Origin of the sequence: Burkholderia sp. ABCPW 111, assembly GCF_000773065.1 — a bacterium.
In the GTDB taxonomy this organism is placed as follows: domain Bacteria; phylum Pseudomonadota; class Gammaproteobacteria; order Burkholderiales; family Burkholderiaceae; genus Burkholderia; species Burkholderia savannae.
Genome location: NZ_JPWT01000110.1, coordinates 59,587 through 72,714, shown reverse-complemented (window position 1 = coordinate 72,714; position 13,128 = coordinate 59,587). Strand labels below are relative to the sequence as shown.

The window sequence follows — 13,128 nt, the reverse complement described above, 5'->3', positions numbered from 1 at the left end:
CCCGTCAGGCGGGCGACGCGAGCAGATTCGCGTCGCGCACGAGCCGCCAGCGGCCGTCCGATTTGCGCAGGATCGTCAGCGTATGGCCGCAGCGGCGCATGGTGTCGCCGCCCGGCGGCGTCACGTCGATTTCGAGGAAGTTGCGCAGGTACGCCCAGTCGCCCAGCACGCGCAATTCGTCGATCCGGTAGCGGCCGTCGATCCGCGGCGGCGGGCTCACCGCATTCGCGTCCCGCGACGCGGCGGCGAACGCCGCCTTGTCGAACGGCGGCCGGCCGGGCACCATGAAGATCGCGTCGTCGGCGATCAGATCGAGCACCGTCGTCAGATCGCCGCGCCGGCTCGCGACGAACCAGGTTTCGATCAGTTCGCGAATCGCGTGTTCGTCGTCGGTCATCGTCGTTCCTCCTATCGACCACAGGTGGCGCTTCAGCGCTCATGCCGGGCGGACGTCGACGAAACTCGGCGCATCAGCGCCTAATCCCGACCCGTGCAAAGCTGCTGGCGCTTCGGCACTTGCTCCGGCCCCATGCGCGGCCGTCATCGGCGCAGCGCGCGGCCCAGAAAAAAAGCCGCCCGGATCGGCTCCGGGCGGCTTTCGATGAACATCCCGACGGCGCGGCGCGTCAGACCACGACCGTCTGCGCCTCGCCCTCGCGGCTCGCGCGCACGGCGCCGATCTTCCACACCTGCTCGCCGGCGTCGGTCAGCTGGCGGAGCGCTTCGTCCGCATCGGCGGCCGATACGATCACGGCCATCCCGATCCCGCAGTTGAACACGCGGTGCATTTCCGCGTCGGCGACGCCGCCGTGCTGCTGCAGCCACTGGAACAGCGGCGGCAGCGGCCACGTACGCTGGTCGAGTTCGGCGGTGAGGCCGTCGCGCAGCACGCGCGGAATGTTCTCGACGAGGCCGCCGCCCGTGATGTGCGCCATGCCCTTCACCGCGATCTTCTCCATCAGCGCGAGGAGCGGCTTCACGTAGATGCGGGTCGGCGCCATCAGCGCGTCGGCGAGCGAGCGGCCGTGGAAATCGGCCGACAGGTCCGGATTCGCGCGTTCGATGATCTTGCGCACGAGCGAGAAGCCGTTCGAATGGATGCCGCTCGACGCGAGGCCCAGCACCGCGTCGCCCTCGACGATCGTGCTGCCGTCGATGATCTTGCTTTTCTCGACCGCGCCGACCGCGAAGCCCGCCAGATCGTATTCGCCGTCCGGATACATGCCCGGCATCTCCGCCGTCTCGCCGCCGATCAGCGCGCAGCCCGACAGCTCGCAGCCCTGCGCGATGCCCTTGACGACGGTCGCGGCCGTGTCGACGTCGAGCTTGCCGCACGCGAAATAGTCGAGGAAGAACAGCGGCTCGGCGCCCTGCACGAGGATGTCGTTCACGCTCATCGCGACGAGATCCTGGCCGACCGTGTCGTGTTTGTTCAGATGAAACGCGAGCTTGAGCTTCGTGCCGACGCCGTCGGTGCCCGACACGAGCACCGGTTCGCGATACTTCTTCGGCACTTCGAACAGCGCGCCGAACCCGCCGATGCCGCCGAGCACGCCGTCGCGCAGCGTTTTCTTCGCAAAGGGCTTGATCTTGTCGACGAGCGCATCGCCCGCGTCGATGTCGACGCCCGCGTCGCGATAGGACAGACCTTGAGCGTCAGGAGCGGATTTCGGAGGATTCATGGGGGAATGCGAGAAGGTCGGTAAAATGCGATTTTACCCGAAGCCGGCCGGGCGGCCGGAATTCCCCGCATCGATTCATCAGGGAACGCATCGTGCTCCATTCGTCACCGTTTTCGCCGCTCGAGCGGCCGCGCCCTCGCCTGGCGGGCGCCGCCGCACGGCGGGCCGCCCGCTCGCGGCGCGCCGCCTGCCGGCCCGCCGCGAGCGGCCGCGGACGCGGACGCTCGCCGACGATGCCGTTCACGCGCCGCCGCCCTTCGGGCACGCAACACCGGACCCGATTCGCACCGTGACTGTATCCCGTCAACTGACGCTCGACCTCGGCACCCCGCCGCCCGCGACGTTCGACAATTTCTACTCGGGCACGAACGCCGAGCTCGTCACGCGCCTGCGCGAGCTCGATCTCGCGCTCGCGGCCGGCCCCGTGGCCGACCGCACGTTCTACGTATGGGGCGAAGCGGGCAGCGGCCGCAGTCACCTGCTGCAGGCGCTCGTGCACGACACGACGTACGGCCACGCGCGCTACGTGAGCCCGCAAAGCGGGCTCGACGCGTTCGTGTTCGATCCGCGCGCGTCGCTCTACGCGGTCGACGACTGCGACGCGCTCAACGATGCGCAGCAGATCGCGCTCTTCAACCTGTTCAACGAAGTGCGCGCGCATCCGATGACGGCGCTCGTCGCGGCCGGCCCCGCCGCGCCGCTCGCGCTCGACGTCCGCGAGGACCTGCGCACCCGCCTCGGCTGGGGGCTCGTGTTCCATCTCGCGCCGCTCACCGACGAAGGCAAGGTGGCCGTGCTCAAGCACGCGGCGAAGGAGCGCGGGATCGCGCTCGCCGACGACGTGCCGTTCTACCTCCTTACCCATTTCCGCCGCGACATGCCGAGCCTGATGGCGCTCCTCGACGCGCTCGACCGCTTCTCGCTCGAGCAAAAGCGGGCGGTGACGCTGCCGCTCCTGCGCGCGATGCTGGCCGCGCCGGAGCGCGACGAGGCCGCCCCGGGCCGGTTCAAGTAGCTTCAAGTAAAATGCGCATCCATGACTAATTTGGCACTTTTCGACTTGGATCACACGTTGATCCCGACCGACAGCGACCACGAGTGGGGCCGCTTCATGGTCCGTCTCGGCATCGTCGACGCGGACAGCTTCTCGCGTCAGAACGACAGCTTCTACGCCGACTACAAGGCCGGCAAGCTCGACATCCACGCGTACCTGAGCGCGATGCTCACGCCGCTCGCGAAGTATTCGCGCGCGCAGCTCGCGCAATGGCACGACCAGTACATGCACGAGGTGATCCGGCCGGCGATGCTGCCCGCCGCGATCGAGCTCGTGCGCCGGCACCAGGACGCGGGCGACCTCTGCTGCATCGTCACCGCGACGAACGAATTCATCACGCGCCCGATCGCGACCGCGTTCGGCGTCGACACGCTGATCGCGTGCGAAGTGGAAACCGTCGACGGCCGTCCCGACTCCGCGTTCACCGGCCGCCCGCGCGGCACGCCGAGCTACCGCGAAGGCAAGATCACGCGCACGCAGGCGTGGCTCGCGTCGCTCGGCAAGCGCTGGGAAGACTTCGATCGCAGCTACTTCTACAGCGATTCGCACAACGACATTCCGCTCCTCGAAAAAGTCACCGACCCGATCGCGACCAATCCCGACGACACGCTGCGCGCATACGCACGCGAACACGGCTGGCGCATCCTCGACCTCTTCCAACCGTCGTGATCAAGAAACTCATCCGCAAGCTGTTCGGGCAGGACGCCCGCGAGGCGCAAGACGCGCCGCAGGCCCCGGCCGCCCCGCGCGAAGCCGCCGTTGGCGGCGCATCGGCCGCGCCCGCCGCCGCGAGCCGCGCGAAATCCGCGCGTAGCGCGCCAAAGAAGGCCCGCAACGGCGAGCCGACCGTCGTGCCCGCGAGCGTTCACGCGATCGATCCCGCGCTCATCTCGAAAAACGCGATCCGCGTGACCGACACGCTGCAGCAAGCGGGCTTTCGCGCGTTCATCGTCGGCGGCGCCGTGCGCGACCTGCTGCTCGGCATCGCGCCGAAGGATTTCGACGTCGCGACCGACGCGACGCCGACCGAGGTCCAGCGCCTGTTCCGCCGCGCGCGGCTGATCGGCCGGCGCTTCCAGATCGTCCACGTGCAGTTCGGGCAGGAGCTGATCGAGGTGTCGACGTTCCGCGCGCTCGTCGACGCGCCGCAGGAGCCCGCCGACCCCGCGCCCGCGAAGCGCCTGAAGCGCGACGAGCTCGACCGCCGCACGCACGCGGTCGACGCGAGCGGCCGCGTGCTGCGCGACAACGTGTGGGGCGAGCAGCACGAGGACGCGGCGCGCCGCGACTTCACGATCAACGCGATGTACTACGATCCCGCGTCGCAGACCGTGCTCGACTATCACGACGGGATGGCCGACATGCGCGCGCGCCTGCTGCGGATGATCGGCGATCCGGCGACGCGCTACCGCGAGGACCCGGTGCGGATGCTGCGCGTCGTGCGCTTCGCGGCGAAGCTCGGCTTCGACATCGAGGAAAAGACGCGCGAGCCGATCAAGGAGCTCGCCGATCTGATCAACAACGTGCCGGCCGCGCGCCTCTTCGACGAGATGCTGAAGCTGCTGCTGTCGGGCCACGCGCTCGCGTGCCTGAAGCAGTTGCGCAAGCAGGGGCTGCACCACGGGCTGCTGCCGCTCCTCGACGTCGTGCTCGAACAGCCGCAGGGCGAGAAGTTCGTCACGCTCGCGCTGAACAACACCGACGCGCGCGTGCGCGCGGGCAAGCCGGTGTCGCCCGGCTTCCTGTTCGCGACGCTCCTCTGGCACGACATGCGCCAGCGCTTCGAGCAGTACGCCGCAAACGGCGAGTATCCGGTCCCCGCGATCAATCGCGCGATGGACGACGTGATCGACATGCAGACCGAGAAGCTCGCGATCCACAAGCGCTATTCGGCCGACATGCGCGAGATCTGGGGGCTGCAGTTGCGCCTCGAGAAGCGCTCCGGCCGCAGCGCGCTGCGGCTGCTCGAACACCAACGATTCAGAGCGGGGTATGATTTCCTCCTGTTACGCTGCGAATCCGGCGAGCTCGATCCCGCCGTCGGACAGTGGTGGACTGATTTCATCGACGGCGACGCCGCGACGCGCGAGGCTCTCCTCACGCAGGGCGGCAGCCGCGACAAGTCGCCTCGCAAGCGGCGCCGCCGCGGCGGACGCAGCCGCCGGACGGACGAAAGCGCCGAGGGCACGGAAGGCGCCGTGCGCGGCGAGTCCGACGCGAACGACTGACGCTTGCGCCGTCGAACGACGTAGGAAGGAAAGCCATGACGGTTGCTTATCTCGGGCTGGGGGCCAATCTCGGCGACGCGCGCCAGGCCTTGAAGGACGCAGTGGTCTGCCTCGCCCAGCAGCACACCATCACGGTGCTCGGCAAGTCGAGCCTGTACCGGACGGCGCCCGTCGACGCGGACGGCGGCGATTACTACAACTGCGTCGTGAAGATCGACACGACGCTCGCCGCGCGTGCGCTCCTCGCGCTTTGCCAGAAGATCGAGCACCACTTCGGCCGCGAGCGTCCGTACCGGAACGCGCCGCGCACGCTCGACATCGACATCCTGCTCTACGGCGAACTGACGATCGCCGAACCCGACCTCGTCGTCCCGCATCCGCGCCTGACCGAACGCGCGTTCGCGCTCGTGCCGCTCGTCGAGATCGATCCGGCGCTCGCGATTCCCGCGCGCGGCCGCGCCGACGAATTCCTCGCGGACGTCGCGCACCAGCGCATCGAGAAGGTCCAGACCTGCCAGTGCCTGGCCATGCGGGCCGCCGCCGAAAAAAACCGCTGCCGATGAACTCGACACCGCTCACCGTCACTGCCCCCGACTGGCGGCCGCCGTGCCGCTACCTCGCGATCGAAGGGCCGATCGGCGTCGGCAAGACGACGCTCGCGACGCTGCTCGCCGAACGCTGGTCGATGCGCGCGCTCCTCGAACGCCCGCAGGACAACCCGTTTCTCGAACGCTTCTATCGCGACACCGCGCGCTACGCGCTGCCGACGCAGCTCGCGTTCGCGCTGCAGCGCGAGCGCCAGGCGCGCGAGATTGCTGCGACATACGAATCGAACACGCCGATCGTTGCGGATTTCATGCCGCAGAAGAACGAAATCTTCGCGCGGCTCACGCTGCCCGACGACGAATGGCAGCTGTACCGGTCGCTCGCCGCGCACCTCGACACGCCGGCGCCCGCCCCCGACCTCGTCGTCTATCTGCAGGCGAGCCCCGAAGTGCTGTTTGCGCGAATCCAGAAGCGCGGCGAGCCGATGGAGCTGCAGATCGGCGATGCCTATCTGCGCTCGCTCTGCGACGCATACAACGAATTCTTCTATCACTACGACCGTACGCCCGTACTGACGGTCGCGGCCGAGCACCTGAATCCGCTCGACTCCCCCGACGACCTTGCGCTGCTCGTCGACCGCATCGCGTCGATGCGCGGCCGCAAGGAATTCTTCGTCAAGGGCGGCAGCGCGCGCTGACGCACGCGCGCGGTCGCCCGTCGCGACGCCGCCCTTTCTTTCACCATCGAATCGGACCTCCCATGACCTACCTCCAGGAATCCAGCCGACCGGCCGTGACGGTACCCAAGCTGCAGGCGATGCGTGAAGCCGGCGAGAAGATCGCGATGCTGACCTGCTACGACGCGAGCTTCGCCGCCCTCCTCGACCGCGCGAACGTCGACGTGCTGCTGATCGGCGATTCGCTCGGCAACGTGCTGCAAGGCCAGACGACGACGCTGCCCGTCACGCTCGACGACATCGCGTATCACACCGCCTGCGTCGCGCGCGTGCAGCCGCGCGCGCTCGTCGTCGCGGACCTGCCGTTCGGCTCGTACGGCACGCCCGCCGACGCGTTCGCGAGCGCGGTGAAGCTGATGCGCGCGGGCGCGCAGATGGTCAAGCTCGAAGGCGGCGAATGGCTCGGCGACACGGTGCGCTTCCTCGTCGAGCGGTCGGTGCCCGTGTGCGCGCACGTCGGGCTCACGCCGCAGTCGGTTCACGCGTTCGGCGGCTTCAAGGTGCAGGGCAAGACGGAAGCGGGCGCCGCGCAGTTGCTGCGCGACGCCCGCGCGGTCGAGGAAGCGGGCGCGCAACTCGTCGTGCTCGAAGCGGTGCCGACGCTCGTCGCGGCCGAAGTCACGCGCGAGCTGTCGATTCCGACGATCGGCATCGGCGCGGGCGTCGAGTGCTCGGGCCAGGTGCTCGTGCTGCACGACATGCTCGGCATCTTCCCGGGCAAGCGGCCGCGCTTCGTCAAGGATTTCATGCACGGGCAGCCGGGCATCTTCGCGGCGGTGGAGGCTTACGTGCGCGCGGTGAAGGACGGCGGTTTCCCCGGGCCCGAGCATTCGTTCTGACGGCGCGGCCGTCCGAATCGTTTCGCACGGCGGCGCTTCGCTTACGCGGCGCAAGCGAGGTTCGGGCGCCGCACCGTCAAAAAAGTGCGGCATCTGACGCAGGCGGATGCCGCTTTTTTATTGGTCGCGGCGCAATGCGAGAGCGGGCGGGTGCACGAGCCGATGCATTCGTGGCGCGCGCGCCCGAACGGCGTCGCGCCTCGGAGCTCGCGCCGGTGCGAGCCGCCCTGTCGAAACAATGCGGCGCTCCGCGCGGCCCGTCGACCGCCGCCCGACCGCGGCTGATCGGGCGCTCCACGCGTATGCCGCTCCTGATGCGATATCGATGTTGCGCGCACGCCGCCACCGTCGCCGCGCTCGCGCGATCGCCACATCATGCAACCCGCAGGCCGCAACCGCGAACCGGCAACCGCGGCCTGCGGCGCACGTCGACGCGGCCGCCCTCGCTCGGGAGCATGCCCGTCGCCGCGACAACGCCGCCCGTCCAGACCGTGCCGACTGCAGTCGTCGCGGGCCGGGCCACAAAACGAGCGCGTGTCCGGCCGCCGCCGGCGCGCCTATCGCCCCCGTTCCGCCGCCGTCTCGCCGCCTCGCACGAGCCGCGCAGGCACCGCGCCGCGCAGCGCGTTCGTCAGCATCAGCGCGTCGGCGCGCAGCACGTCGTCGAGCGTGAGCACGCACTCGGACGCCTGCAGCGCCGGATCGTCGAGCAGCACGCCGCGCATCACGCCCGGCAGCACGCCCGACGCCAGCGGCGGCGTGAGCCAGCGCCCGTCCAGCTTCACGAACACGTTCGCCCGCCCGCCTTCCGTCAGCTCGCCGCGCTCGTTGAAGAACAGCATGTCGAACGCGCCGTACGTCTCGGCGTCCTTCCACGCGCGATCGTAATCGGCGCGGCGCGTCGTCTTGTGCGCGAGCAACAGGTCGCCCGAGCGCATCGGCGCGAAGCCGTGCTCGGGGGCGAGCAGCACGTCGACCGCGTCGCCCGCGAGCGGCGCAAGCGGCGCGGCCGCGACATCGAGCGCGCCGTCCTTCGCGAGCGCGACGCGAACGCGGTGCTCGCCATCGGCGAGCTGCGCACAGCGCGCGTCGATGCGCCGCTTCGCCTGCGCTTCGTCGAACACGAAGCCGAGCGCGTCGGCGCTCGAACGCAGCCGCGCGAGATGGCGCTCGAGATGGCGCACGCCGGCCTCGCGCGTCGCGTGCATCGTCTCGAACAGCTGAAGGCCGGGATCGGCATCGGTCAGGAATCGCGCTTTCAATTCGCACTCCGCATATTCGTCGGCGGCGACGCTGTCGAGCACGATGCCCGCGCCGACGCCCATCGTGCCGCACCGCGCGCCGTCGGCCGCCGGCGCGGCGAGCGTCAGCGTGCGGATCGCGACCGACAGGCAGAAGTCGCCGCACGCATGCGTCGCGGCGCACGAGCGGGGTTCGCTCGACGCATGCGCCTCTCGGTTTTTCGCGGCGGTTTCCGCACGCGGTTCGTTATGCGTCGATCCGTGGCCGCCATCCTTCGGCGCGCGCGCCGAAGGAACGTCGGCCGCACCGCCCTTTCCGGCAATTTCGCGCCCGCCGTCGTCCGGCGGCGCATCGAGCCAACCGATCGCGCCCGTATAGAGCCCGCGCGGCGTCGTCTCGATCGCGTCGATCAGTTGCATCGTCTTGTGCTTCGGCGCCCCCGTGATCGAGCCGCACGGGAAAAGCGCGCGCAGCACGTCGGCGAACGTCGCGCCGCCGACGATGCCGGCTTCGACCGTCGACGTCATCTGCCACACCGATGCATACGGCTCGACCGAAAAGAGCGCCGGCACCGTCACCGATCCCGTGCGCGCGATCCGCGCGAGATCGTTGCGCAGCAGATCGACGATCATGACGTTCTCGGCGCGGTTTTTCGCGTCGTTCGCGAGAAACACGGCCGCTGCCGCATCCTCGCGCGGATCGTCCGAGCGCGGCGCGGTGCCCTTCATCGGCCGCGCGCGCAGGAGCGCGCCCGACTTCTCGACGAACAGCTCCGGCGAGCACGACACGACCCACGCACCGCCCGGCAGCGCGACGAGCGCGCCGTAGCGCACCGGCTGGCGCGCGCGCAGGCGGCGATACAGTGCGAGCGGCGCGCCGAACGCCTCGAAGCGCAGCCGGTACGTGTAGTTGATCTGATACGAGTCGCCCGCGCGCAGCGCGTCGTGCACGGCGGCGATCGCCGCGTCGAACGCGTCGCGCGCGACGCTCTTCGTCACGTGCGCGACGCCCGCCGCCGACGGCTCGGCCAAGCCGCCGTCGCGCGCAGCGAGCCACGCGTCGACTTCGTCGCGCGACAGCTTCGCGCATTCGGAAAACAGCAGAAAACGCAGCGCGCCGCCGCCGCGCGTTCCGAGCTGCAGGTCGCGCCCGAATTCGTAATCGCCGAGCACGGCCGCGTGCAGCCCGCGCCGCGCATCGTCGGCGACGGCCGCGCACACCGCGTCGAGCTCGGCCGGATCGGCGCAGACGCGCTCGTGCGAGAACCCCAAATACAAACGACTCGACCGCGCTGCCGCGGTCGAGTCGCAATCGTCGAAGAGCGCGAACACCGCGCCCGCTTCGTCAGTCATCCTGCATCACCTGCGTGCTGCGTGCCGTCCGTCACTCGAAGAAGCTCTTCACCCGGTCGAACCAGCTCTTGCTCTGCGGGCTATGACGCGGGCCGCCTTCCGCGAGCGACTTCTCGAACTGCTTGAGCAAATCGCGCTGCTGCTCGGTGAGCTTCACGGGCGTCTCGACCTGCACGTGCACGTACAGATCGCCCGCGATGCTGGAGCGCAGCCCCTTGATGCCCTTGCCGCGCAGACGGAACGTCTTGCCCGACTGCGTGCCTTCCGGCACCGTAAACGACGCGCGGCCGGCGAGCGTCGGCACTTCGATCTCGCCGCCCAGCGCCGCCGTCGTGAACGGAATCGGCATCTGGCAGTGCAGATCGTCGCCGTCTCGCTCGAACACCGAGTGCGGCTTGATGTGGATCTCGACGTACAGATCGCCGGACGGCCCGCCGTTGATGCCCGGCTCGCCGTTGCCCGCCGAGCGGATACGCATGCCGTCGTCGATGCCCGCCGGAATCTTCACCTCGAGCGTCTTGGTTTCCTTCACCTTGCCCGAGCCGTGGCAATGCACGCATGGCTCCGGGATGTAGGTGCCGGTGCCGTGGCACTTCGGACAGGTCTGCTGGATGCTGAAGAAGCCCTGCGACATCCGCACCGTGCCCTGGCCGTGACAGGTCGGGCAGGTTTCCGGCTTCGTGCCCGGCTTCGCGCCCGAGCCGTGGCAAACGCCGCACGACGCCCAGCTCGGCACGCGGATCTGCGTGTCGTAGCCGTGCGCCGCCTGCTCGAGCGTGATTTCCATGCTGTAGCGCAGGTCCGCGCCGCGATACACCTGCGGGCCGCCGCGCGCGCGGCCGCCGCCCGCCGCCTGGCCGAAGATGTCGCCGAAGATGTCGCCGAACGCATCGGCGAAACCGCCGAAGCCTTGCGCGCCGGCCGCCCCCACGTTCGGGTCGACGCCCGCGTGGCCGTACTGGTCGTACGCCGCCCGCTTCTGGCCGTCCGACAGCATTTCATAGGCTTCCTTCGCTTCCTTGAAATGCTCTTCCGCGTCCTTGCTGTCCGGATTGCGGTCGGGGTGGTACTTCATCGCGAGCTTGCGATATGCCTTCTTGATTTCGTCGTCGCTCGCGTTCTTCGCGACGCCCAGAACCTCGTAGTAATCCCGTTTCGCCATATCGTTTCAATGCCGCCGCGCGAAGCGCGCGCAACGGCTCCTCTCGCTTCCAGTAAAGTCTTGCGACTGGTTGAGCGCCGCGCCGGCCGGCCCGCAGAAGCCGGCCGGCGCGGCGCTCGCCATAAAACAAATGTGCCCGGAGAGCCGCGAGGCCCGCCAGGCGCAAGTATGATCCGCCAATTCGGCAGTGAAGCAACGGACCCGGGAAGGCCGCGCCGGGCGCCTCGCGTGGGCGCCCGGCGCGGCCGAACCTCGACCCGGCTTCAGTCCTTCTTCACTTCCTTGAAGTCGGCGTCGACGACGTCGTCGGCCGCCTGCGCGCCGCCCTGCGCCGCACCTTCGGCTGCCGCGCCGGCAGCGCCCGCCGCGCCGGCCTGCTGCGCCTGCATGTCGGCGTACATCTTCTCGCCGAGCTTCTGCGACGCCGTCGCGACCGCTTCGATCTTCGCATCGATCGCCGCCTTGTCGCTCGACGCGCTCTTCAGCACGTCCTCGAGCTCCTTGAGCGCCGCTTCGATCTTCTCCTTCTCGCCCGCCTCCAGCTTGTCGCCGTACTCGGTGAGCGCCTTCTTCGTGCTGTGCACGAGCGCGTCGCCCTGGTTGCGGGATTCGGCGAGCTCACGCAGCTTGTGGTCTTCCGCCGCGTTCGCTTCCGCGTCCTTCACCATCTTCTCGATCTCGGCTTCGGACAGGCCCGAGTTCGCCTTGATCGTGATCTTGTTCTCCTTGCCGGTCGCCTTGTCCTTCGCACCGACGTGCAGGATGCCGTTCGCGTCGATGTCGAAGGTCACTTCGATCTGCGGCACGCCGCGCGGCGCGGGCGGGATGCCCTCGAGGTTGAACTCGCCGAGCAGCTTGTTGCCCGCCGCCATCTCGCGCTCGCCCTGGAACACCTTGATCGTCACGGCGCCCTGGTTGTCGTCCGCCGTCGAATACACCTGCGCGTGCTTCGTCGGGATCGTCGTGTTCTTGTTGATCATCTTCGTCATCACGCCGCCCAACGTCTCGATGCCGAGCGACAGCGGGGTCACGTCGAGCAGCAGCACGTCCTTGCGGTCACCCGACAGCACCTGGCCCTGGATCGCCGCGCCGACGGCAACGGCTTCGTCCGGGTTCACGTCGCGGCGCGGGTCCTTGCCGAAGAACTCCTTCACCTTCTCCATGACCTTCGGCATGCGGGTCTGGCCGCCGACGAGAATCACGTCGTCGATGTCCGACACCTTGACGCCCGCGTCCTTGATCGCGATCCGGCACGGCTCGATCGTGCGCTCGACCAGTTCCTCGACGAGCGCCTCGAGCTTCGCGCGCGTGACCTTCAGGTTCAGGTGCTTCGGGCCCGACGCGTCGGCCGTGATGTACGGCAGGTTGATTTCGGTCTGCTGGCCCGACGACAGCTCGATCTTCGCCTTTTCGGCGGCTTCCTTCAGGCGCTGCAGCGCGAGCACGTCCTTCGACAGGTCGACGCCCTGCTCCTTCTTGAACTCGCCGATGATGTAGTCGATGATGCGCTGGTCGAAGTCCTCGCCGCCGAGGAACGTGTCGCCGTTGGTCGACAGCACTTCGAACTGCATTTCGCCGTCGACGTCCGCGATCTCGATGATCGACACGTCGAACGTGCCGCCGCCGAGGTCATACACCGCGATCTTGCGGTCGCCCTTCTCGGCCTTGTCGAGGCCGAACGCGAGCGCCGCGGCCGTCGGCTCGTTGATGATCCGCTTGACTTCGAGGCCGGCGATGCGGCCTGCGTCCTTCGTCGCCTGACGCTGGCTGTCGTTGAAGTACGCCGGCACCGTGATCACGGCTTCCGTGACCGGCTCGCCGAGGTAATCCTCAGCGGTTTTCTTCATCTTGCGCAGCACTTCGGCCGATACCTGCGGCGGCGCGAGCTTCTGGTCGTGCGCTTCCACCCACGCGTCGCCGTTGTCCGCCTTGGTGATCTTGTAGGGCATCAGGCCGATGTCCTTCTGCACTTCCTTTTCCTCGAAGCGGCGGCCGATCAGGCGCTTGACCGCGAAGAGCGTGTTTTTCGGGTTCGTCACCGATTGACGCTTGGCGGGCGCGCCGACGAGGACCTCGTTGTCGTCCATGTAGGCGATGATCGACGGCGTCGTGCGCGCGCCTTCCGAGTTCTCGATGACCTTGACCTGATTGCCTTCCATCACGGCGACGCACGAGTTCGTGGTGCCGAGGTCAATACCGATGATCTTTCCCATTTTTCCTAATCTCCAGAAATTCCGTTCGCTGCGTCGCGCCGGGTTGCATCCGCCGCGCCGCGCCAAATTCGACT

11 protein-coding genes are annotated in these 13,128 nt (G+C 68.6%); 6 read left to right on the top strand and 5 right to left on the bottom strand.

Annotation, left to right across the window (positions count from 1 at the left end):
- Positions 1–4: 4 nt before the first annotated feature.
- Positions 5–397 (bottom strand): YybH family protein, encoded by a 393-nt coding sequence (locus X946_RS25025; protein ID WP_038753338.1) that lies wholly within the window; start codon positions 395–397, stop codon positions 5–7.
- A gap of 229 nt (positions 398–626) precedes the next feature.
- On the bottom strand, positions 627–1,682 hold the full coding sequence (gene purM, locus X946_RS25020) for a phosphoribosylformylglycinamidine cyclo-ligase (protein WP_038753337.1): 1,056 nt from the start codon (positions 1,680–1,682) through the stop codon (positions 627–629).
- Between the two features lie 289 nt (positions 1,683–1,971).
- Between purM and hda the strand changes: the two genes are divergently transcribed.
- The 6 genes from hda (at position 1,972) to panB (ending at position 7,085) form a co-directional block, all read left to right on the top strand.
- Positions 1,972–2,697, top strand: a complete 726-nt coding sequence (hda, locus tag X946_RS25015; RefSeq protein WP_038753435.1) for a DnaA regulatory inactivator Hda — start codon at positions 1,972–1,974, stop codon at positions 2,695–2,697.
- A 21-nt stretch (positions 2,698–2,718) separates the two neighbouring features.
- A complete protein-coding gene (locus X946_RS25010) occupies positions 2,719–3,405 on the top strand; it encodes an HAD family hydrolase (RefSeq protein ID WP_038753336.1) in 687 nt (228 codons plus the stop codon).
- Positions 3,402–4,964 carry a polynucleotide adenylyltransferase PcnB gene (gene pcnB / locus X946_RS25005; protein ID WP_038753335.1) on the top strand — a complete coding sequence of 521 codons (1,563 nt, stop codon included), beginning with the start codon at positions 3,402–3,404 and terminating at the stop codon, positions 4,962–4,964. The genes X946_RS25010 and pcnB overlap by 4 nt, the downstream gene beginning before the upstream one ends.
- Positions 4,965–4,999: 35 nt before the next feature.
- Positions 5,000–5,527: a 2-amino-4-hydroxy-6-hydroxymethyldihydropteridine diphosphokinase gene (gene folK / locus X946_RS25000; protein WP_038753334.1), complete on the top strand. Its 528-nt coding sequence runs from the start codon at positions 5,000–5,002 to the stop codon at positions 5,525–5,527.
- Complete coding sequence (locus tag X946_RS24995; protein ID WP_038753333.1) at positions 5,524–6,207, top strand: deoxynucleoside kinase; 684 nt, start codon at positions 5,524–5,526, stop codon at positions 6,205–6,207. Before folK ends, X946_RS24995 begins: the two co-directional genes overlap by 4 nt.
- A 62-nt stretch (positions 6,208–6,269) precedes the next feature.
- Positions 6,270–7,085, top strand: coding sequence for a 3-methyl-2-oxobutanoate hydroxymethyltransferase (panB, locus tag X946_RS24990; RefSeq protein ID WP_038753332.1), 816 nt, complete (start codon positions 6,270–6,272; stop codon positions 7,083–7,085).
- Positions 7,086–7,642: 557 nt separating this feature from the next.
- Here the strand turns inward: panB and X946_RS24985 are convergent.
- From X946_RS24985 to dnaK, 3 genes are all read right to left on the bottom strand, one after another.
- A complete protein-coding gene (locus X946_RS24985) occupies positions 7,643–9,679 on the bottom strand; it encodes a chorismate-binding protein (protein WP_038753331.1) in 2,037 nt (678 codons plus the stop codon).
- A 31-nt stretch (positions 9,680–9,710) separates the two neighbouring features.
- Entirely contained in the window at positions 9,711–10,841 is a 1,131-nt protein-coding gene (gene dnaJ, locus X946_RS24980) for a molecular chaperone DnaJ (protein ID WP_038753330.1), read from the bottom strand.
- 263 nt (positions 10,842–11,104) lie between these two features.
- The gene (gene dnaK, locus X946_RS24975; protein ID WP_038753329.1) at positions 11,105–13,054 is read right to left on the bottom strand and encodes a molecular chaperone DnaK; all 1,950 of its coding nucleotides are present in this window, start codon (positions 13,052–13,054) and stop codon (positions 11,105–11,107) included.
- Between the last annotated feature and the right edge of the window lie 74 nt (positions 13,055–13,128).